The organism is Streptomyces beigongshangae (genome assembly GCF_019710745.1).
GTDB classification, from domain to species: Bacteria; Actinomycetota; Actinomycetes; order Streptomycetales; family Streptomycetaceae; genus Streptomyces; species Streptomyces beigongshangae.
The window spans coordinates 46756-67543 of record NZ_JAHKJW010000017.1; the positions used below are offsets into that span (position 1 = coordinate 46756).

The window sequence follows — 20788 nt, forward strand, 5'->3', positions numbered from 1 at the left end:
GGCACCGGCGCCCCGCGTTCCGTAACCGTTGCGCACGCCCCGCGGGTCAACCGGCAGCGCGGCGTCCCCCTTCGGGGGAGCGGAGTCGCGCCGTCCGCTCAGCCGGCGGCGGCCTCGTCGCGGGCCTGGCCCCGCAGCGCCCGCGCCAGGTCGTCCCGGGCTTCGAGCACCAGCCGCCGCAGGGCGGGCGCGGCCCCCTCGTGACCGGCGAGCCACGCGTCGGCCGCCTCCACCGTCGACCAGGAGTCCTGGAGCGACGGGAACAGCCCCCGCACCACGTCCATCCCGATCTGGATGGACCGCTCCTGCCACACCCGCTCGATCACCTCGAAGTACTTCCCCGCGTACGGGGCGCAGAGCTCCCGGTGCGACGCCTGCGCGAATCCCCCGATCGTCGCCTCCACCAGCGCGTTGGACAGCGAGTCCGACTCGACCACGGAGTCCCACGCCTGCGCCTTGACCGCCGCCGAGGGCCGTGCGGCCAGGCACCGCACCTGGTGCCGCTTGCCGGACGCCGTGTCGTCGCGGGCCAGTTCCGCCGCGAGCGCCTTCTCGTCCGCGATCCCGTGCGCGGCGAGCGGTTCGAGGAACGCCCAGCGCAGCTCCTGGTCGACCTCCAGCCCGTCGATCTTCTCCGTGCCCTCCAGCAGCCCGCGCAGCAGCTGGAGATCGGCCTCGCCGGACGCGACCGCCGCGAAGAAGCGCGCCCACGTCAGCTGGTGCTGGCTGCCGGGCCCGGCGAGCCGCAGCTCCCGCAGCGCGCCCTCGGCGAGCAGCCGCCCGCCGGTCTCCCGCCACCCGGGCGCCACGTAGAAGGTGAGCGCGGAGTTCGCCCACGTGTGCAGCGTCTGGAGCACCCCGATGTCCGACTCGCGGCCCGCGAACCGCAGTACCAGGTCGAGGAAGTCCCGGGCGGGCATGAGCGCGTCGCGGGTCATGTTCCACAGCGCGGACCAGCACAGGGCGCGGGCCAGGGGGTCGGTGACGGCGCCCAGGTGGGCCCGCAGCGTGTCCAGCGACCCCTCGTCGAAGCGGATCTTGCAGTACGTGAGGTCGTCGTCGTTGACGAGGACCAGCTCGGGGGCGTCCGCGCCGGCCAGCTCGCCGACGACCGTGCGCGGACCGTCGACGTCCACCTCGGCGCGCGCGTACCGCACGAGGGAGCCGTCCGCGCCCTCGCGCCGGTAGAGGCCCACGGCCACCCGGTGCGGCCGCAGTTCCGGATGCGACTCGGCGGCCTCCTGGAGGACCGCCAGCTCCGAGACCCGGCCCTGCGCGTCGAGGAGCACCTGCGGGGTGAGGGAGTTGACGCCGGCGGTCTGCAGCCAGGCCCGCGACCAGGCCGCCATGTCGCGCCCGCTGGTCTCCTCCAGCGCCGCCAGCAGGTCGCCGAGGCGCGTGTTCCCGTACGCGTGGCGCTTGAAGTAGCGGCGTGCGCCCTCCAGGAAGGCGTCCCGGCCCGCGTACGCCACCAGCTGCTTGAGGACCGAGGCCCCCTTCGCGTACGTGATCCCGTCGAAGTTGAGCTTGGCGTCCTCCAGGTCGCGGATGTCGGCGGTGACCGGGTGGGTGGAGGGCAGCTGGTCGGCGCGGTACGCCCACGCCTTGCGGTTGTTGGCGAAGGTGATCCAGCCGTCCGTGAAGCGGGTCGCCTCGACCATCGAGAACGTGCCCATGAAGTCCGCGAAGGACTCCTTGAGCCACAGGTCGTCCCACCAGACCATGGTCACCAGGTCGCCGAACCACATGTGGGCCATCTCGTGCAGGATGACGTTCGCCCGGCGCTCGTACGACGCCCGCGTCACGTTCCCGCGGAAGATGAACTCCTCGCGGAAGGTCACGAGACCCGGGTTCTCCATCGCGCCGAGGTTGTACTCGGGCACGAACGCCTGGTCGTACTTCCCGAACGGGTACGGGAAGTCGAAGTGGTCGTGGAAGAAGTCCAGGCCCTGCTTGGTGATCCGGAAGACGTCGTCGGCGTCGAAGTGCCTGGCGAGGCCCTTGCGGCAGAGCGCGCCGAGCGGGATCTCCAGCCGGGTGCCGTCCGCCAGGACGCGCTCGTAGGAGTCGGTCACGTGGTGGTAGGGGCCGGCGACGACCGCCGTGATGTACGTCGAGATCGGCTTGGTCCCGGCGAACCGCCAGACCCCGTCGGTGAGTTCGCCGGCGCCGTTGCTCCACACGACCCAGCCCTCGGGGGCCCGCACCTCGAAGCGGTAGGGCGCCTTGAGGTCGGGCTGCTCGAAGTTGGCGAAGACGCGGCGGGCGTCGGCCGGCTCGTACTGCGTGTAGAGGTAGACCTCGCCGTCCTCGGGGTCGACGAAGCGGTGCATGCCCTCGCCGGTACGGCTGTACGCGCACCGGGCGTCGACGACCAGCTCGTTGTCCTCGGCCAGGTCCTCCAGGAGGATGCGCGAGCCGTCGAAGACCGCGCCCGGGTCCAGGTCCCGGCCGTTCAGCGAGACGGCCGTGACGGCCGGTGCGATCAGGTCCGCGAAGCTCGTGGCGCCCGGCTCCGCGCTGCGGAAGCGGATGGTCGTCACCGAGCGGAAGGTGCGCGGTTCGGAGTCCGTCCCGCCGATCGCGGAGCGCAGGTCGAGGGACACCTCGTACTCCTCGACGGACAGCAGTGCGGCCCGCTCGCGGGCCTCGTCGCGGGACAGATTCTCACCGGGCACGGGCGGCACTCCCTCGTGGCGTCATGGGGACGGATGCATGCGTGTGAACAGCACCGATCCTGCCATGCGCACCTGACACGGGACACCCGGGAACGGCGGGGAAGGTGAGGACGGGCGACGGAACGGGAGGGGTGCGGGTGGCTTCCGGGGAGGGACGGACCGGCTGTCAGGGCGGTGCGGGGGCGGCTGTGCGGGAGAAGGGCGGGCGGTTGACGGGGAAGACGTGAGTGGCCGGCGGGGCAGTCGCGGGCGGCCGATCGGGAATGGCGCGGGTGACCGATCGCGTTGAGGCTGGGAGCAGTAACCGGGACCTCCGGTCCGTGACGGACCCCGAAGGACGCTGACCGAACCGACCGCCCCTCACCGAGGAGAAGCATGTCCGAGCAGCCTTCCGCCAAGACTCCCGTCGACTTCTGGTTCGACCCGCTGTGTCCCTGGGCGTGGATGACCTCCCGCTGGGTCCTGGAGGTGGAGAAGGTCCGGGACATCGAGGTGCGCTGGCACATCATGAGCCTCGCCGTGCTGAACGAGCCGAAGCTGGACGAGTTGTCCGACGAATACCGCGAGACGATGTCCACCTCGGCGTGGGAGCCGGTCCGCGTGGTGACGGCGGCCTGGCAGAAGCACGGCGCCGAGGTCCTCGGCCCGCTCTACACCGCGCTCGGCACCCGCATCCACAACGACGGGCAGGGCCCGACGAGGGAGGCGATCGCCGGCGCGCTCGACGAGGTGGGCCTCCCCGCCGACCTGCTCGACCACGCGGACCAGAAGGACTTCGAGTTCGACGCCGAGCTGCGCGCCTCGCACAAGGAGGGCATCGACAAGGTCGGCCAGGACGTCGGCACGCCCGTCATCGCCGTCCCCGGCGCGGACGGCGAGCAGATCGCCTTCTTCGGCCCGGTCGTCACCCCGGCCCCGCAGGGCGAGGAAGCGGCCAGGCTGTGGGACGGCACCCTGCTCGTCGCATCGGTCCAGGGCTTCTACGAACTCAAGCGCACCCGCACGCAGGACCCGGACTTCAGCAACCTGTAAGAAGGGCTGCGCCCCGTTCTCCAGGGGCGCGGGGAACTGCGCGGTCAGCCGTGGCGGACCCGCAGGCGCGACCTGAAACGGGGGGACCCCCGCGAGTCACGTCCTCGCGGGGGTCCTCCATTTCCTCGCCCGCCGCGTGAAAGGTGAGAAGACGATCACGGGGCAGGGCGCGCCCGGACGAATCCGCGGCTCTTATTGCAAGTTACTTGCAAGTGCGATGCCTGGGCAAGAGGGCGGGGCCGCGTGTCCGTGCCCACGGCGGTGAACGCGGCGGCGCATGCGGCTGCGGACACGGCGGCACATGCGGTGGTGCACACCGCGGCGTGCGCCGCGGGAAAGGCACCCCGCCTCAGTGACCGGTATCACGCCCTCGCAGGTGTATGTGACACCCTTTGTCGGAGGTGCACCAACCCCCCGTCGCCCCCTTGTCGACCACTGACGGTGAGTGGCCCGACCGCCCTGGGATAGCGTCAGGACGTCCCCCGCCCGCACCCCCGCCGGAGCCCCCATGACCACCGCCGTCGCAACGACCCACCCGCGCCAGGTCCTCGCCGACCTCCTCCCCGCCTCCCGCGTCCGGGACATCGCACTCGTGGCGGGCGGCGCCGCGCTCACCGGCCTCGCGGCGCAGATCGCGGTACCGGTACCGGGCTCCCCGGTGCCGGTGACCGGCCAGACCTTCGCGGCCCTGCTCGTCGGCACCGCGCTCGGCGCCGGCCGCGGCCTCGCCGCCCTGGCCCTGTACGCGCTGCTCGGCCTGGCGGGCCTGCCGTGGTTCTCCGAAGGGAGCTCCGGCGCCACCGCGTCCTTCGGCTACATCCTCGGCATGCTGCTCGCCGCGACCGTCGTGGGCGCCCTCGCCCGCCGCGGCGCGGACCGCTCGGTGGTGCGCATGGCGGGCGCGATGCTGCTGGGCGAGGCGGTCATCTACGCGATCGGCGTCCCGTACCTGGCCCTCGTCGCCGACATGACGGCGACCCAGGCCGTGGCGGCGGGCCTCACCCCGTTCCTGATCGGCGACGCCGTCAAGGCCGCCCTGGCGATGGGCCTGCTCCCCGCCGCCTGGAAGTTCGTCCACCGCGAGAACTGACGGAGAACAACTGACGGAGAACGACGGAGGACCGGCGGCCCGGGCGACCGGGTACCGGTTCACCGTTTCACCGGTTCACACGGAAGGGGCTCACCGGTTCGTGCACCGGTGAGCCCCTTCCGCCTCGTGCGGCCACCCTTACGACTCGCTCCGCCCGGGGCGCCGCTGCGTCCACCACAGCCCCACCGCTCCCGCGGAGACGAGCGCGGCGCCCGCCGCGCCGAGCGGCAGGACCCGGTCGGCCGGTCCGGTCCTGGGCAGCTCCTGGCCCCCGCTCCTGTCCCCGGCCTCGTCCCCCGCCTTGTCGCCGCCCGGTGTGACCGGGCTGTTGTCGGTGCCCAGCAGGAGAGGCGTCGCCGGGGCGTTCGGCGAGGGGTCGTTCGCTCCGAACGGGACCGGCCCCTGCTGCCAGAACGTCTTCCTGCCGTCGGCGTCCTGGACGGGCAGACAGATCCTGCCCTCCTTCTTCAGGTCGAACGTCGCGTCCACGGCGTACGACTTCGACTTTCCGGCGGCCAGGTTGTCGATGGCGCAGGCATAGCCGCTGTTCGCTCCGTCGGGGAGATCCTCTTCGGTGATTTTCGCGCATCCCTCGACGCCCTTGACCGAAAGGCCGTCGAAGCCGACCACGAGCAGCCGGACCTCTCCGCTGTCCTTCGTGCCCCCGTTCTCCACCGTGGCGGTGATCGTCGTTTTCTTCGAGCTGTTGTCGACCTCGATCTTCTCGGGCAGTTCGGTCGCCAGTTTTACACCTGCCGGGGCTTCGTCGACGGCCTTTCCCCCTTTGTCGCTCATCGGCCCCGGGTCGTCCGCGCCGGCGGGGGCGGAAAGAATCATCACCGCCGACAGAGATGCGGTGAGCAGCGATCCCGCGGCGATCGTCATGCGACGAGAACTCATGTTCGTCCCCCTTGTATCCCCGTACTGCGCCTGAATTCGCAGTACTTGAAGAGGTACCACAAGATTTCTCCGCACTATGCTGGTGCGGCGTAAAGTTGTGGCCATTGTGCTCCTTTGCGTTTTTTCTGGGGCAGGTGTTGAAGGGGGGCATGAGGGTGCCGGAAATGACGAGGGGTGGTATTCCGGGATTGCTGGTGACCGGCCGGTACCGACTGGTCGAAATCATTGGGCAGGGGGGAATGGGGCGGGTGTGGCGGGCGACCGACGAAACACTCGACCGGCAGGTCGCCGTCAAGGAGATGCGCATAGACGGAATGGACCAGGAGGATGCCAGGACCCGCCGCGAGCGGACCCTGCGCGAGGCCAGGGCCACCGCCCGGATCGACCACCCCAACGTGGTGCGCGTGTACGACGTCGTGGACGAGGGCGAGCGACTGTGGATCGTGATGGAACTGGTCGACGGGCGCTCCCTCGAACGGGTCGTGGCGGCGGACGGACCGCTGAACCCGCGCGACACGGCCGGGATCGGACTCGAACTGGTCGCGGCACTCCGCCAGGTGCACGCGGGCGGCGTCCTGCACCGGGACATCAAGCCGGGCAACGTCCTCGTCGAGCGGCGTGCCGGGCGGGTCGTGCTCACCGACTTCGGCATCGCCGCCATCCAGGACATGGAAGCCCTGACGATGGCCGGCATGCTGGTCGGTTCCCCCGACTACATGGCGCCCGAGCGGATCTCCGGCCGCCCTCAGGGCCCGCCGTCCGACCTCTGGTCCCTGGGCGCCACCCTCTGCGCGGCGCTCGGCGGCCGGTCCCCCTTCTCCCGCGCGACGACCCTCGCGACGCTGCACGCCGTGCTGTACGAGGAGCCCGAGATCCCGTCCGCGGCGGGGGAGCTGCGGGACACGCTCACGGCCCTGCTGCGGAAGGACCCGGCGGAGCGCCCCCGGCTGGAGGAACTGCCCTCGCTCCTGGCCCCGGTGGCGAACGGCGGCACGGGAGCGGCGACGTGGCCCCCCGCCGCCCCGGACGAGGCGGAGGAGCCGCCCACGACCGCGCTCGCGCCCACTCCCACGCCGGCGGGCGAAGGCACCGGCGGTACGGCGGAGCCCGTGCAGGACGCCGTGCCGGGGCCCGCGGCCCCCGGCGCCGGGAACACCTCCTCCGAGGCCCCGTCCGGGGGCACCCCCGAGATCCCCTCCGAGGGCGCGACCCCCGGGCGCGCACTCCGCGCACCGGGAGTCCGCCTGAAGCGGCCGAAACCACCGCAGCCGCAGCCGCAGCCGCGGCCGGAGACAGAGCCGCAGTCGCAGCCGGAGCCGGAGCCGGAACCGCAGCCGGAGAACGAGGCGCCGGCAGAACCGCCCGGGCCGCCGCCACCCCCGCGGGCAGCCGCCGGCGCCGGGCTGCCCACGGAGCCCCGCCCCGCCCCGATGCCGCCGGGGGAACCGCTGGGCCCCGTCGAGCCGCCCGCACCTCGCCGCGCCGGGAGCGGGACCCGTGACCGGACCCGCAAGGGCCTCGTGGCCGCCGTGGGCGTGGTCGTCGCGGGGGCTCTCGCAGCCCTGCTCGTCCCGCTGCCCGACGGATCGTCCGGCGGCGGGGGCGGCGCCTCCCCGGGCTCCCGGACCTCCCCGCCGCCCACCGTCGCCGGCACCTCCCGCCCGCCGAGCCTCCCGGCGGGTTCCCGTGTCGAGGCGGGAATGTACGCCTGGGTGCCGCCCGAGGACTGGGACCGGGTGGTGCGCAGCGGCGCCCAGATCCACTACACCTCACCGGACACCGAGCAGGAGATCCTGGCCAACGCCTCCACGGCCCGCGGCGATCTGATGGACCAGTGGGAGAGGACGGAGACGACCACCCGCAAGGGTCTGGACTACCGGCTGATCCGGCTGGAGGAGACCACGTTCCGCGGGCGGCCCGCGGTCGTCTGGGAGTACACGGTGACGGCGAAGGGCCGGCCCTGGCACGTCCGCCTGCTCGGCTTCGACACGGACAGCCGGTCGTACGAGATCAGCACCTGGTACAACCCGGCCATCGAGGACCGGGCCCTCCCCGTCTACCACGAGGTCCGGGACAGCTTCACCCCCCTGTGACCGGCGGTCCCGCACACGACGACGCCTCCGCGGGAAAGGCCCACGGAGGCGTCGTACGGAGCAACGGTCGTGCGGGACGGCGGACGTACGGTCAGCCGGCGGACCCGCTCGGCGTCCGGTGCCGCCGGCGCATCTTCTCCAGCACCAGGGAGATGCCCACCACGACCGCCGCGACCAGCAGCGACAGCAGGACCGTCTTGCGGCCGTCGTGCTCGGTGTCGGTGAGCATGTAGCCGAGCACGAAGACGATCAGCGCGATCGTGGCGTACGTCAGGTACGGGTACAGCCACATCCGCACGACCAGCCTCTCCGGCGACTCGCGCTCGATGATCTTCCGCATCCGCAGCTGCGAGCAGCAGATGACGAGCCAGACGAACAGCGCGACGGCGCCGGAGGAGTTGACCAGGAAGAGGAAGACCGTGTCGGGGAACTCGTAGTTGAAGAACACCGCGACGAAGCCGAAGGCGACCGACGCGAGGATCGCGGTCCGCGGGACGCCGCGCTCCGTGGTGCGGGCGAAGGACGTCGGCGCGTCACCGCGCCGGCCGAGCGAGAACGCCATGCGGGAGGCCGTGTAGAGGCCGGAGTTGAGGCAGGACAGGACGGACGTCAGCACGATGAACTTCATGATCTCGCCGGCGTTCGGGATGCCGAGCGAGTTCAGGGCGGCGACGTACGAGCCGTCCTCCTGGATGGCCTTGGAGTCCCAGGGCAGCAGCGTGACGACGACGAAGATCGAGCCGAGGTAGAAGACGCCGATCCGCCAGATGATGCTGTTGGTGGATTTCGTGACGGCGCGCTGGGGGTCCTCCGACTCGCCCGCCGCGAGGGTGGCGATCTCGCTGCCCATGAAGGAGAAGACGACGAGCAGGATGCCGGTCAGGATCGCGCCGGGCCCGTTCGGCAGGAAGCCGCCGTGGCCGGTGAGGTTCCCGAGACCGGCGCTGTCGCTGTCTACCCCCGGCAGGATGCCGAGGACCGCGAGGGCGCCGATGACGATGAAGGCGCCGATCGCGACGACCTTGATGCCGGCGAACCAGAACTCGAACTCGCCGTACGAGCCCACGGAGACCAGGTTCGTCGCGGTCAGCACGACCATGACGAGGAGCGCCCAGCCCCACTGGGGGACGGCCGGGACCCAGCTCTCCAGGATCACCGCGCCCGCCGTGGCCTCGATCGCGAGCACGACCACCCAGAAGAACCAGTACAGCCAGCCGATCGAGAAGCCCGCCCAGCGGCCGAGCGCCCGGTCGGCGTGCGCGGAGAACGAGCCCGAGGTCGGGTTGGCGGCGGACATCTCGCCGAGCATCCGCATCACGAGGACGACCATCGTCCCGACGAGGGCGTACGACACCAGGATGCCGGGGCCCGCGGTGGCGATGCCGGAGCTGGAGCCGACGAAGAGGCCGGCGCCGATGACCCCACCGATCGCGATCATCGACAGGTGGCGGTTCTTGAGTCCGGCCTGCAGGCCGGCGTCGGGTTCTCCGGAGCCCTCGGGGCCGTTACCGGCCTTGTTCAGGGTCGGCTGCGAAGTCATGGGCGGTGTTCCTTTGCGCCGGGACTGTGGGGAGGTTGCTGACGGTGCGCGGCCGTCGGGCACAGCGGCCCAGCGACGAGCCGGTCCAGTGAATCCCAGGTGAATGAATAGGTGAACCTTTGAATCCAGATTGTTACTTGAGATTGCCTTGAGGTTCTGTGGTTTTACTTACACTTTCCCTCATTCGCCTCGGAAGTCTTCTGCGCATGCCCCGACGCGGCCGATCCGAAACAGCCGTGCCACACTCGGACCATGCGCGTGTACCTCGGCTCCGACCATGCCGGTTTCGAACTCAAGAACCACCTCGTCGAGTGGCTCAAGTCGGCCGGGCACGAGCCCGTCGACTGCGGGCCCCTCATCCATGACGCCCAGGACGACTACCCGCCGTTCTGCCTGCGCGCCGCGGAGCGCGCGGCGGCCGAGCCGGGGGCCCTGGGCATCGTGATCGGCGGATCGGGCAACGGTGAGCAGATCGCCGCGAACAAGGTGAAGGGGGTGCGGGCCGCTCTCGCGTGGAGCGTGGAGACGGCGGCACTCGGGCGGCAGCACAACGACGCCAACGTCATCGCCGTCGGCGCGCGGATGCACTCCCAGGAGGAGGCGACGAAGTTCGTCGAGACGTTCCTCGACACGCCGTTCTCCGGCGACGAGCGGCACGTCCGCCGGATCGACATGCTGTCGGCGTACGAGACGACGGGCGACCTCCCCCCGATCCCGCCCCACCACCCGCAGAGCTGACTTCACGGTTCCCCGCACCTCCGCCCCTTCGGGGGCGCGGGGAACCGCGCGACAGGCCCTCACGCACCCGCGGACGAAAGCCCCTTCAGGGGCGCGGGGAACTGCGCGACAAGCCCCCACGCACCCGCGGACGAAACGGATGGGACTGGGGTCCGGGGCGCAGCCCTGAAGCTCGTCCCCCACCCGACCGGAGGTCACCCCGTGCCGGAAGGGCACACCATCCACCGGCTGGCCGAGGACTACCTCGGCGGATTCGGTGGCCGCAGGGCACACGCCACCAGCCCGCAGGGCAAGTTCGCGGACGCCGCCGCCCTCCTGGACGGCACGGTCCTCACCACGGCGGAGGCCCACGGCAAGCACCTCTTCCTCCGCTTCGAGAGGGAGGACTGGGTCCACATCCACCTCGGCCTCTTCGGCAAGGTGGCCTTCGGTGACGCCCCCGCGCCCCCGCCCACGGACACGGTCCGGCTGAGGCTCGCGAACGACACCGCGTACGTGGACCTCCGCGGCCCCACCACCTGCCACCTGATCACGGACACGGAGAAGCAGGCGGTGCACGACCGCCTGGGCCCCGACCCGCTGCGCGAGGACGCCGAGCCCGACCGTGCGTACGCGCGGATCGCCCGCAGCCGTACGACGATCGCCGCCCTGCTGATGGACCAGAAGGTCATCGCGGGCGTCGGCAACGTCTACCGCGCGGAGGTCCTCTTCCGCCACGGCACCGACCCGTACCGGCCGGGCCGGGACATCACGCGGGCCGAGTGGGACGCGATGTGGGCGGACCTGGTGGTGCTCATGCGCGAGGGGGTCCGGAACAACCGGATCGACACGGTCCGCCCGGAGCACGAACCGGAGGCGATGGGCCGCCCGCCGCGCAGGGACGACCACGGTGGCGAGGTCTACGTGTACCGCAGGGCTGGCCTGCCCTGCCACGTCTGCGGCGGCGAGATCCGTACCGCCGGTCTCGCCGCCCGCAACCTCTTCTGGTGCCCTACCTGCCAGCAGGCATAGCGCCGCCGGGGTGGCTCAAGGGCCACCCCGGCGGCTCAACCACCTCAGGACCGGCTCAGTCGAACGGGTCGAGCGAGATCGTCGCGTCCTTCGGGGCGCCGTCGTGCACCAGCGACTCGTGGTTGCCGACGTCGTCGAACGCGAAGGCGTACGCCTGCCCGTCCTGCATCTGCTCGTGGACCAGCCGGGCGTAGTGGTTGGTGACGCCGTCCCGGTAGAAGCCGGACGCGTCGGCGTCGGGCTGCTGGGGGTTGCTGAGCAGGGTCGACCGGTTGTACGCGGCGCACAGGGTGCGCGAGATGGGGCCGCGGACCTGGTCGTTGGGGGCGTCCAGCTTGTTGTAGCAGCCGAAGACGGAGTCGGAGTCGGGCTTGTCGAAGGACGTCACGACGGCACCGGTGCCGTCGGTGAACTCCATCCTGCCGCCGTTGACCCGGCCCTCGAACTTCTTGTCGGGCTGGTCCTTGAACGGGGTCACCGTCAGGGTCTCGGTGGCGTACTTCGCCCAGACCCGGTCGATGTAGTCGTCCATCACCCCGGCCGGGATCGCGCCCGCGGAGATGCCGTGCCCGGGGGCCAGTACGCGCAGCGGCGTTCCGTCGCCGCGGGACTCGACCAGTCCTTCCCAGCCGCCGCCCTGCTCCTTGAGGCCGTTGACGACGGCCTGGTAGCCGCCCGGCTTCAGCTTGCCGGTCTCCTTGACGGAGCCGTCACCGGCGGTGAGGCCCACGGAGTAGGGCGCGGAGAACATGTCCACCTGGGTGGAGTTCAGCCACAGACCGGAGTCGTTGAGGGTGTACTCGGTCCAGTTGAACAGGGTGTCGTGGTTGGGGTCGGAGGCGTTCTGCACGGCGGGCTGCACGAGCCCGCCGTCGGCGAGCCGGAAGTCCAGCTTCTCGCCGTACGAGAAGTAGACGCGGCCGGAGAACTTCGGCAGCCGGACGGTCTTGGACGCGCCGTCGGCGGGACCGGCGAACGAGGCGTCGGGGGCCGGGACCGGCGGGGCACCACCGGCCGGCCAGGCGTGGAAGACGCCGTTCTCGTCGGCGTACCCCTGCTTGCCGGAGGCGAGTTCGGTGCCGATGACGTACACGTACACCTGCTCGCCGCTGCCCGAGGCGTTCTTCAGGGTGAGCGGGATGGTGTCCGCCACGGCCGTGGCCCGTTCGGCGGGCCCGACGACGACGGCGGCGGCGCCCAGCGCGGCCGCGACGGCCAGGGACACCGTCAGCTTGCGTGGGGAGAGCATGGTTCTCCTTGGTGCGTGGGGGGAGAAAGGGAGAGAGGCAGGGGGGCGGGGCCTGGAAGAGGCGCGGGGCGGACGCCGCCCGGGGGCCGGGCTCAGCAGCCGAGGTTGCCGCCGGGTTCGACGCCGAGCAGCCGGGTGAAGCGCTGGTAGTTGTCGATCCGGCTCTGGACCTGGCCCGGGTTGCCGCCGTCGCACTCCAGGCTGCCGTTGATGGAGCGGATGGTCTCGCCGAAGCCGGCGCCGTTCACCATGGCGTCGTGCGGCGTCATGGTGCCGGGCCCGCTCTGGGTGTTCCAGTACCACAGGCCCGTCTTCCAGGCCACGGCCGCGTCGTTCTGCACGAGGTCGGGGTTGTTGAGCAGGTCGATGCCGAGCGCGTCGCCCGCGGCCTTGTAGTTGAAGTTCCAGCTGAGCTGGACCGGGCCGCGGCCGTAGTACTTGTCGTTGCCGGCCGGGCAGCCGTAGGGCTGCGTGGTGTCGCAGTAGTGCGGGTAGTTGGCGGTGTTCTGCTCCACCACGTGCTGCAGGCCGCCGGTCTCGTGGCTCACGTTGGCGAGGAAGGCGGCGGCCTCCTGCTTCTTCACCGTGTCGCCGCCGGTGTCGCCGAAGCCGGGGTAGGCGTCGAGCGCGGCGGTGAGACCGCTGTAGGTGTAGAACGGGTTCCGGCTCGGGAACATCTCGTCGAACTGGCTCTCGCTGACGACGAACGCCGCCGCGGCGGTGTCCTCGCCGGCCTTCTGGGCGGAGGCCGTCGGGGCGAGCGTGAGCGTGCAGAGGGCGGCGGCCGCGCCGGTGGCGGTCAGCAGCCCGAGTATGCGGCGGTGCACGATGTCGACTCCTGTGGGGGGTGGGGTGTGGGGGACGGCGCGAGGGGGCGGCGGGAGAAGGTGGGGGGCTCACGCCGTAGGTACGCGCCGGGCCGGCGCGAGTACGCGCCGGGTCGAGCCGGGACCGGACCGGGCCGGCCCGGTCCCGGCCGGAATGTTCACCCGGCCGGGACGGCCCGTCAGCCGCCGACGTTGACGTCGATGCAGGCGTAGAAGGCGTTGTCGGTGTCGGCCACGTTCCAGACGGCCAGGACCTTCTGCTGGCCGCTGAGACCGCCGAAGTCGACCTGGTGGTTCACCACCGCGCCCGGCTTGGCGCCGCCGTCGTCGAACACGGCGATCTGCCGGCCGCCGGCGTAGTACTCCCACGTGCTGGTGGAGTGCTGCGCGGTGAGCTTCCACGAGAACGTCGTGTTCTTCGCCACCGGCGTGACGGTCCAGCCCCTGCTGTCGTCGTCCAGTTCGGAGAAGCGGCTGTTGCCACCGCTGCAGCTGGTCAGGCCCTTGGAGCCTTCGACGCTCTGGGGTTCGTAGGCGATGTCCCCGCAGGACACCGTGCCCGCGGCGCACTGCGCCTGACGGCTGGGCGGGTCGGAGACGTAGCCGTGGGCGCTCGCCGAACCGGCGGGGAGGCTCACGGCGACGACGGGGGCGAGCACGGCGCCGACGAGGGCAGCCGTCTTCCTGCTGGCGTGCATGGGAACTCCTTCACATCAGGCCTTCCCTGGAGCGTGCGGCGGTGTGGGGGGCCGCACGCGACGGGACCGGCCTCTCGTGGGTGGGGCCAAGAGGCGCGAAGGTGACGCGCTCCGGCCGTCCGTGCACGGGGGGTTGCTCCCGCGAAGGGCCAACTCACCGGACGGAACGGCGCGTTCTGTTGGCCTAGACCTTACAAGTGGCTCTTCGCGATCTGTCAAGAGCATGACCCGGCGGCGTACGGAGGCGTCCGGTCGTCCGCACCCGGTCGTGCGCGCACCCCGGCGACGGCGTGGCGCGCGGGTGCGGCGGGTGCGCGGCGGGACCGACGGATGAAGGTTTCCGCAGCTGGCGCGCGGTGCCGGTGCCCCGGTATTCCCCTGGCCGCCGGGGCGTACGTCCTGTGCGGCATGAGCCCGGCCCGGCGGGGTACACGGGATCCCACCGGACCGCAGGAGGTCGTACGAAGCCGTGCGAAGCCGCAGGGGGCGCCGTGGGAGACCGCCGCGCGGGAGGTTCACGCCGGCAACAGGGAGGACCGGCTCAGAAGCCGTGCGGCAGCCAGGGGGCCACCACGGAGGCGAAACCGACCGAGGCATCCGCGAGGGCGCCCCGGCGCAGTTCCCGTACCCGTCCCGCCGCGGCGAGGGAGGAGAGGGACACACCGCCGAGACAGGCCGCCCCCAGATCCCGTACGGACAGGGCGATGTCGGCCGCGTCACCGGTCCGCGCGCAGGACGCGCCCTTCGCGTCGCCGGTGAGCCGCCACCGCCCCTCGTTCCAGGGGCAGAAGGCGTCCGCCACCTCGAACACCACGTCCACCGGCGCCTGGTACGTCCGTGCCTCCAGCGCCGCGCCCACGTCCACGAGCCGCACGTGCAGCGAGTCCCGCGGCGCCATGTCGCACCGCCGGTTGTCGGACACGAGGTGCTGCCAGGCGTCGTCGACGGGCCTGTTGTACATCCTCACCCGCGACGTCAGGTCGATGTCGAACAGGTGGCGCCACAGCGCCGCGTAGGCGGCCGGGTCGAGCGCCTCCAGGTCGCGCAGCTCGATCGTGCCCTTCGGCCCGGCCGCGTCCCAGTCCGGTTTGTTGAAGTAGCGCGCGTATCCCACGACCTCGCCGTCCCGCCGCGCCAGCACGCACTGCAGCGGTGAGGTGCCCTTGCGGTCGTCCTCCGCGTCGAGCAGCGGCAGCCGCTCCCAGCCGGGCCGCCGCTCCAGCATCCCGGGCCGCGTCGGCACCAGGCGCGCGTACACCGCCTCGCAGGCGTCGCGCACCTCGGGCGCGTCCGCCTTCACGAGCCGCAGCCGTACGTCGTCCGTGCCCTCCGGCACCGTGAGGCGCACCCGGCTGGTGTCGATCGTGGCACGCAGCTGCTGGGTGGCTATGCCGTAGCCGAACCGGCCGTAGATGGCCGGTTCCGATGCCGTCAGCACCGCGAGCGGCTCGCCCCAGGACCGTATGTCGTCCAGTTGACGCCGCATCATCGCGGTCAGCACCCCGCGCCTGCGGTGGGTCGGGGCGACGCTCACCATCGTGACGCCCGCGGCCTGCACGGCGGCCCCGCCCGGGACCGTGACCCGGAAGGTGAAGGCCCCGGCCGTGCCCACGCACTCGTCGCCGTCCCAGGCTCCGAGGGAACGGTCGTGCTCCGTGAGGTCCCTCCACAGGGCCCGTTCCTCCGGGGACTCCGGGACCCCGCCGAACGCCAGCTCCAGTCTCCCGTACCACTCGTCCCAGTCGGCCGGACGCAGCACGCGCAAGTCTGTCGTCATGTCCCCATGCCTACCAGGGCGATCCGCGATCAGCGACCGGATTTCCCCCGGCTCTGCGGTGCCGGGTACCCATCCGGCCTTACGCTCTGCGAGGGCCGGACTTCCCTGTGACTTCCGTCCCCGGACGGGGGACAAGTGGGACCTCCCGTGCCAAGCACCTGGTCCGATGGATAGGGTCCCGAACTAATGGCAGCAGGACGAGAGCGGCGCGCGGCGGCCGATACGTTCACGGCCCGGTTGAAGAAGCAGGTACACCGGGTCCGCACCGGGCTGCGCAGATCCGCCGTGGACTACTTCCGCGGCGACGGATCCGACTGGGTCGCCCTCGCCGGCCTCCTGCTGACCATTCCCGTGATCGCCTGCGTGACACTCGTGAACTCCGTCTGGTGCTCGCCCGCGATGCTCGTCCTGCCCATCGTCGCGGGCGGGCTGCTGCTGCGGCCCTCCAGCCTGCTCGGGCTGTACGCCGCCGCGGCCACCGCGCTGATCGTGGAGTCCGTGAAGCTCGGCCCCTACACCGAGGGCCCCTCCCGGGTGACACCGGGGATCGTGCTGGTCGTCGCCGCGTGCGGGTTCTTCGGGCTGCTGATCGCGCAGTTCCGCAGCCGGGTCGGGGTGCCGTGGCGGCGGGGCGGCACGATGCTGTTCGACCTGCGCGAGCGGATCCGGGTGCAGAGCAAGCTGCCGAAGCTGCCCGCGGGCTGGCACCGGGAGATGGCCCTGCGGCCGGCCGGCGGGCAGTCGTTCTCCGGCGACTTCGTCGTCGCGGCCCGCACGAACGGCGGCCGCACGCTCGAAGTGGTCCTCACCGACGTCTCCGGCAAGGGAATGGACGCGGGCTCGCGGGCCCTGCTCCTGTCCGGCGCGTTCGGGGGCCTGCTCGGGTCCCTGCCGCCGCACGCCTTCCTGCCCGCGGCGAACGGGTACCTGCTGCGCCAGGACTGGGAGGAGGGGTTCGCCACCTCGACCCACCTCGTCCTGGACCTGGACTCGGGGGACTACGAGCTCTTCACCGCGGGGCATCCGCCGGGGCTGCAGCTCAGCGCGGGGAACGGGCGCTGGGAGGAGAAGGCCGCGGAGGGGCCGCTGCTCGGGGTGTACGACGGCGCGCAGTTCGACCCGGTGAAGGGGTCGCTGCGTCCCGGGGACGTGCTGATGCTGTTCACGGACGGGCTGGTGGAGACGGCCGACCGCGACATCGTCGAAGGCATCGACCGGCTGACCGGGGAGGCCGACCGGTATGTGGCGGGCGGGTTCCACGGGGCGGCCTGGCATCTGATCGAGGCGGTGGCGAAGGACGTGAACGACGACCGGGCGCTGCTGCTGATCTGCCGTGAGGGGGCTACGACGGGGCCGGCGACGCTCTGAGCTCGGCTGCGGCTGCGGCTGTGGTCGGGTGCGGACCGGTGGGGGCTGATCGCGCAGTTCCCCGCGCCCCCGGGAAGCAGGGCTGTGCCCCTGCTTCCCGGGTCGCGGGGAGGGGCCTCAGCCGATCCGGGCCGGTTCCCGTGCTTCCGGTTCCGTTCGTTCCTTGCCGCCGGGCAGCAAGCGGGCCAGCCAGTCCGATCGGACCGCGGCCAGCGGCCCCAGAACGGCCAGCAGCAGGACGTATCCCGCGATGAACGGCGACAGCCGCTCGTCGAGCCCCGCGGCCGCGGCCATCGTGGCGAGGATGAGCGCGAACTCGCCCCGGGCGAGCAGGGTGGTCGAGATGTTCGCCGCGGGCCCGGCGCCGAACCCGTAGACGCGCGCCGCTCCGAGGCCCGCCAGCACGTTCATGACGAGCGTCACCGCCACCGCGGCGAGCACCGGCCACAGCACCGTGGGCAGATCACCCGGGTCGATGGACAGTCCGAAGGCGAAGAAGAACATCGCGCCGAAGGCGTCCCGCAGGGGATGGACGAGCTTGAGGATGCGTCCGCCGGACGTCGTGCTGCCGAGCATCAGACCGACCATGAACGCCCCGATCGCGTCCGCGACCCCGAACCACTCCGAGACCCCCGCCATGAAGACGGCCGCGCCGAGGAAGGAGATGACGAGCAACTCGTCGTCCCTGGTGGCGAAGAGGCGCCCCACGACCCGCGTGCCGAAGCGGGCGGCGAGCGCCAGCAGCAGGAGGAAGGCGAATGCCTTGCCGCCGTCGAGGACCGCCGAGCCGAGGGAGTCCGCGCCGGACAGGATCGGCTGGAGGGCCGCCAGGTAGAGCGCGAGGAACACGTCCTCCACGACGATGATGCCGAGGATCGGCTTGGTCTCGGGGTTGCCCAGCCGCCCCGTGTCGACCAGCACCTTCGTGACGATCGCCGACGAGGAGATGCCGAGCACACCGGCGAGCACCAGCGCCTCGGACGTGCCCCAGCCGAGGGCGAAGCCGAAGCCCAGTCCCGCGCCGACGTTCAGGGCGAGGTAGGTCCCTCCGGCGAGGGCCATCCGGCGCCCGCCCGCCTTGAGGTCGTCCATGTGGAACTCGAGGCCGAGATAGAAGAGGAGCAGCACCAGACCGAGCGCGGAGAGCATCTCCATCTCGTGCGGGTCGGAGACGAGCACGAAGCCTGGCGTGTGGGGGCCGAGCAGAATCCCGGCCAGGATGAAGAGGGGGATCGTGGGGAGCCCGATCCGGGCACCCGCGCGGGCGAGGACGGCGGCGGCCAGAAAGGCGCCGCCCATGGCGATCAGAAGCTCTGCGTGTCCGATGGGCCCGTTCCTTCCGAGTGGTCAGTAGGTCAAGGGAGTGTCAAGAAATCGTCAGTAATTAGTTTACCAAACGATCGGGAAGGGGTGATCGGGCAAGGTTGTCCGCTTCTTGGGGAAGTCCTTGAGGAAGCCGGACTCGCCGGGCTTCGGCCCGGGGAGTCCGGCAAGGGGGCACACTCGACCCATGACCGACGACGCACACCGTCCGCTGCTGACCTGCGCGGAGGTCGAGGCCCTGGCGCGCGACGCGCACGCCGCGCAGACGGACAAGGCGGGCCGCCCGTACGCCGAGCACCTGCGGGCGGTGGCCGACGGGGTACGGGCCCGGGGCGGCGACGAGGCGCAGATCGCCGCGGCCTGGCTGCACGACGCGGTGGAGGACGACGCGCTCACGGAGGACTGGCTGCGCGCGGCGGCGCTGTCCCCCCGTACGAAGGCCATCGTGCTGGCGGTCACCAAGCGTCCGGCCGAGCCGCCGGAGGACTACGCCGCACGCGTCCTGGCCACTCCGGGAGCCCTGCTGGTCAAGGAGGCGGACCTGGCCCACAACGCGGACCCGGCCCGCCTGGCGGTCCTGGGCGAGCCGACCAGGACCCGCCTGACCCGCAAGTACGCGAAAATGCGAGCGCTCCTGGGCCTGGACCCGGGTCCGGGCCTGGACCCGCGCCCGGACCGGCCCCGCGGCTGAGCGCCCGCCGGCGGTCCTACGGCCGGTTCAGGACCGGCTCCGCCCGCGGGCGACCTCGGCCGCGTCCCGCTTGAACGCCCACTCCATCCTCGGCTCCATCGCGAACCGGAACATCCGCTGCACGGGCGGAGTGCACAGCGCGGTGATGACGGCCGCGGCGAAGACGGACACGAAGACCTCGCCGACCGGGTGGCTCAGCCAGGTGTACTGGTCGTACCAGCCCCAGAACCGGGACCCCTTGGCGAGGAACCCGTGCAGCAGGTAGCCGTACAGCGTGCCCGCGCCGAGCACCGTGAACCACATCCTGCGGCGCGGCACCCACGCGAGGAAGCACGACGTGAGCACCATCGAGACGCCGAACAGCGCGAGCGTCACGACGACGCCGACCCACCAGGGCGCCCCCAGTTCCTGGGCGCTGTCGCGGTGGTAGAACCAGGCCGAGTTCACGTGCGGCCCGGTCCAGTACGCGAGGGCGAGGGCGGCCGCGAGGACCGGCGCCGACAGGATCCGCACCTCGCGGCGGCGCATCAGCTGGAAGTGCTCGGGCTTCATGAACAGGCCCACGACGAAGAACGGCAGGAACTGCAGGACGCGCTGGAGGTCCAGGTCGTCACCGATGTCCGGGGAGACGGAGGCGAGGACGGCGATGGCGAGGGCGAGCGGCACGGGCCACCGCACGACCTTCCACAGCGGGACGGTCATCCGCCACACGAACAGGGCGATCAGGAACCAGGTGAGGTACCAGGGGTCCAGCAGGCTGATCGGGTGGCCGGGGTCGTCGTCGGCCCACCGCTTGAAGAGGGAGTACGCGACCTCGAAGAGGACGTACGGCACGGCGATGCCGGTGACCAGCCGCCGCAGCCGGTCGGGGCGCATGTCGAAGCTGCGCGAGAAGTAGCCGGAGATGAGGACGAAGGCCGGCATGTGGAAGGTGTAGACGACCATGTAGAGCGCCTCGGCGGCGCGGCTGTGGTCGGTCAGCGGTTCCCAGGCGTGGCCCATCGCGACGAACACGATCGCCAGGTACTTGGCGTTGTCGAAGAACGCGTCGCGCTGCTTGGCGGGCTTCGCGTCCGGCCTGGCTGTGGCGCCGTCCGTCCGGAGTGCTGCGGGCGGACGCGGACCGGGCACCCCCGGCGCCGGGGGCCGGGTCGGCGGGAGGGGGGCCCTCTGTTGGCCGTGCGGACGGAGCGAGTTCGTCACGGACCCTCCCACCAGGAACCGGGGGAGACGGTCCGCGACCTCGCTGCACATACGGGGGACGAGGCAGCGTAGGACATCTGAGGCACCCTAGCGTTGTCCGTGGGATTCCGTGAAACCCCTGAGGCGGTTCCTGATTGTCCTTCTGCGGATACCCGGTATTCAGAAAAGTTGATATGGGGACCACTGTGGCGATCACCACACCGCTTCCGGCCGTTACGTACGGGTTTGTTGCGACTAAACATCGCATAAAGCCCACGGGTGACTCCGGTGATATGTCCGTTCGGGTGGGATTTGGTGATCTGTCGGTGCCCTGCTCCAGGACCCGCCGATGTGCCCGTGCCGACAATTCGAATTACCTGCGAACAGGCTGTGCGTGGGGATGGATGGGCATGGAAAAGATCATTCTGGATTCATGGGCGGGAGATCGCTCGAATTGCCGTACGGCGTCCGGTCGTTCGCTTCCGTGACCTACCGATGCCCCACCCGCCGCATACGGGGGGCCAGTTGGTGGCACGATGGTTCTGGCGGGGGTGTGCGGGGCTGCACCTCCGGGCCGGGAGAGCGGACCGA

General features: G+C 71.5%; 16 protein-coding genes. 7 read left to right on the forward strand and 9 right to left on the reverse strand.

Annotated elements, in window-relative coordinates; translation table 11 throughout:
- Positions 1–98: 98 nt before the first annotated feature.
- Positions 99–2678 (reverse strand): aminopeptidase N, encoded by a 2580-nt coding sequence (pepN, locus tag KM933_RS15435; RefSeq protein ID WP_221352457.1) that lies wholly within the window; start codon positions 2676–2678, stop codon positions 99–101.
- Positions 2679–3053: 375 nt separating this feature from the next.
- Here pepN and KM933_RS15440 point away from each other — a divergent pair, with 375 nt between their 5' ends.
- Together KM933_RS15440 and KM933_RS15445 are read left to right on the forward strand one after the other, a co-directional pair.
- The gene (locus tag KM933_RS15440) at positions 3054–3710 is read left to right on the forward strand and encodes a mycothiol-dependent nitroreductase Rv2466c family protein (RefSeq protein WP_221352459.1); all 657 of its coding nucleotides are present in this window, start codon (positions 3054–3056) and stop codon (positions 3708–3710) included.
- A 508-nt stretch (positions 3711–4218) separates the two neighbouring features.
- The gene (locus tag KM933_RS15445) at positions 4219–4800 is read left to right on the forward strand and encodes a biotin transporter BioY (protein WP_221352460.1); all 582 of its coding nucleotides are present in this window, start codon (positions 4219–4221) and stop codon (positions 4798–4800) included.
- 138 nt (positions 4801–4938) lie between these two features.
- Here KM933_RS15445 and KM933_RS15450 read toward each other — a convergent pair whose 3' ends face one another.
- Positions 4939–5700, reverse strand: a complete 762-nt coding sequence (locus KM933_RS15450) for a hypothetical protein (protein WP_221352462.1) — start codon at positions 5698–5700, stop codon at positions 4939–4941.
- A gap of 239 nt (positions 5701–5939) precedes the next feature.
- On the opposite strand from KM933_RS15450, the gene KM933_RS15455 reads away from it, so the two are divergent.
- Positions 5940–7793, forward strand: a complete 1854-nt coding sequence (locus KM933_RS15455) for a serine/threonine-protein kinase (protein WP_430727320.1) — start codon at positions 5940–5942, stop codon at positions 7791–7793.
- Between the two features lie 91 nt (positions 7794–7884).
- On the opposite strand, the gene KM933_RS15460 is transcribed toward KM933_RS15455, so the two are convergent.
- Entirely contained in the window at positions 7885–9333 is a 1449-nt protein-coding gene (locus KM933_RS15460) for an amino acid permease (protein WP_221352466.1), read from the reverse strand.
- Between the two features lie 252 nt (positions 9334–9585).
- Here KM933_RS15460 and KM933_RS15465 point away from each other — a divergent pair, with 252 nt between their 5' ends.
- Both KM933_RS15465 and KM933_RS15470 read left to right on the forward strand, forming a co-directional pair.
- Positions 9586–10071 carry a ribose-5-phosphate isomerase gene (locus KM933_RS15465; protein WP_221352468.1) on the forward strand — a complete coding sequence of 162 codons (486 nt, stop codon included), beginning with the start codon at positions 9586–9588 and terminating at the stop codon, positions 10069–10071.
- A 201-nt stretch (positions 10072–10272) separates the two neighbouring features.
- Positions 10273–11082, forward strand: coding sequence for an Fpg/Nei family DNA glycosylase (locus tag KM933_RS15470; RefSeq protein WP_221352470.1), 810 nt, complete (start codon positions 10273–10275; stop codon positions 11080–11082).
- A 55-nt stretch (positions 11083–11137) separates the two neighbouring features.
- On the opposite strand, the gene KM933_RS15475 is transcribed toward KM933_RS15470, so the two are convergent.
- The 4 genes from KM933_RS15475 to KM933_RS15490 all read right to left on the reverse strand — a co-directional run bounded on the left by KM933_RS15475 (position 11138) and on the right by KM933_RS15490 (position 15633).
- Positions 11138–12331, reverse strand: a complete 1194-nt coding sequence (locus tag KM933_RS15475) for a glycoside hydrolase family 64 protein (protein ID WP_221352472.1) — start codon at positions 12329–12331, stop codon at positions 11138–11140.
- Between the two features lie 92 nt (positions 12332–12423).
- Positions 12424–13158 (reverse strand): chitinase, encoded by a 735-nt coding sequence (locus KM933_RS15480; protein ID WP_221352474.1) that lies wholly within the window; start codon positions 13156–13158, stop codon positions 12424–12426.
- Positions 13159–13337: 179 nt separating this feature from the next.
- A complete protein-coding gene (locus KM933_RS15485) occupies positions 13338–13856 on the reverse strand; it encodes a lytic polysaccharide monooxygenase auxiliary activity family 9 protein (protein ID WP_221352476.1) in 519 nt (172 codons plus the stop codon).
- A gap of 541 nt (positions 13857–14397) precedes the next feature.
- Positions 14398–15633, reverse strand: a complete 1236-nt coding sequence (locus KM933_RS15490) for a GNAT family N-acetyltransferase (protein WP_221352478.1) — start codon at positions 15631–15633, stop codon at positions 14398–14400.
- 186 nt (positions 15634–15819) lie between these two features.
- Between KM933_RS15490 and KM933_RS15495 the strand changes: the two genes are divergently transcribed.
- The gene (locus KM933_RS15495; protein WP_221352480.1) at positions 15820–17001 is read left to right on the forward strand and encodes a PP2C family protein-serine/threonine phosphatase; all 1182 of its coding nucleotides are present in this window, start codon (positions 15820–15822) and stop codon (positions 16999–17001) included.
- Between the two features lie 117 nt (positions 17002–17118).
- Here KM933_RS15495 and KM933_RS15500 read toward each other — a convergent pair whose 3' ends face one another.
- Positions 17119–18300 (reverse strand): cation:proton antiporter, encoded by a 1182-nt coding sequence (locus tag KM933_RS15500; protein ID WP_221352483.1) that lies wholly within the window; start codon positions 18298–18300, stop codon positions 17119–17121.
- Positions 18301–18511: 211 nt separating this feature from the next.
- Here KM933_RS15500 and KM933_RS15505 point away from each other — a divergent pair, with 211 nt between their 5' ends.
- Complete coding sequence (locus KM933_RS15505; RefSeq protein WP_221352485.1) at positions 18512–19015, forward strand: HD domain-containing protein; 504 nt, start codon at positions 18512–18514, stop codon at positions 19013–19015.
- Between the two features lie 27 nt (positions 19016–19042).
- Here KM933_RS15505 and KM933_RS15510 read toward each other — a convergent pair whose 3' ends face one another.
- Complete coding sequence (locus tag KM933_RS15510) at positions 19043–20218, reverse strand: acyltransferase family protein (RefSeq protein ID WP_221352488.1); 1176 nt, start codon at positions 20216–20218, stop codon at positions 19043–19045.
- Between the last annotated feature and the right edge of the window lie 570 nt (positions 20219–20788).

Bases quoted from the DNA above. Each gene is read 5' to 3' on its own strand.
- KM933_RS15505 (WP_221352485.1), top strand. From the start codon at position 18,512: ATGACCGACGACGCACACCGTCCGCTGCTGACCTGCGCGGAGGTCGAG.
- KM933_RS15440 (WP_221352459.1), top strand. From the start codon at position 3,054: ATGTCCGAGCAGCCTTCCGCCAAGACTCCCGTCGACTTCTGGTTCGAC.
- KM933_RS15475 (WP_221352472.1), bottom strand. From the start codon at position 12,331: ATGCTCTCCCCACGCAAGCTGACGGTGTCCCTGGCCGTCGCGGCCGCG.
- KM933_RS15490 (WP_221352478.1), bottom strand. From the start codon at position 15,633: ATGACGACAGACTTGCGCGTGCTGCGTCCGGCCGACTGGGACGAGTGG.
- KM933_RS15465 (WP_221352468.1), top strand. From the start codon at position 9,586: ATGCGCGTGTACCTCGGCTCCGACCATGCCGGTTTCGAACTCAAGAAC.
- KM933_RS15500 (WP_221352483.1), bottom strand. From the start codon at position 18,300: ATGGGCGGCGCCTTTCTGGCCGCCGCCGTCCTCGCCCGCGCGGGTGCC.
- KM933_RS15445 (WP_221352460.1), top strand. From the start codon at position 4,219: ATGACCACCGCCGTCGCAACGACCCACCCGCGCCAGGTCCTCGCCGAC.
- KM933_RS15485 (WP_221352476.1), bottom strand. From the start codon at position 13,856: ATGCACGCCAGCAGGAAGACGGCTGCCCTCGTCGGCGCCGTGCTCGCC.
- KM933_RS15495 (WP_221352480.1), top strand. From the start codon at position 15,820: ATGGCAGCAGGACGAGAGCGGCGCGCGGCGGCCGATACGTTCACGGCC.
- KM933_RS15460 (WP_221352466.1), bottom strand. From the start codon at position 9,333: ATGACTTCGCAGCCGACCCTGAACAAGGCCGGTAACGGCCCCGAGGGC.
- KM933_RS15455 (WP_430727320.1), top strand. From the start codon at position 5,940: ATGGGGCGGGTGTGGCGGGCGACCGACGAAACACTCGACCGGCAGGTC.
- KM933_RS15450 (WP_221352462.1), bottom strand. From the start codon at position 5,700: ATGAGTTCTCGTCGCATGACGATCGCCGCGGGATCGCTGCTCACCGCA.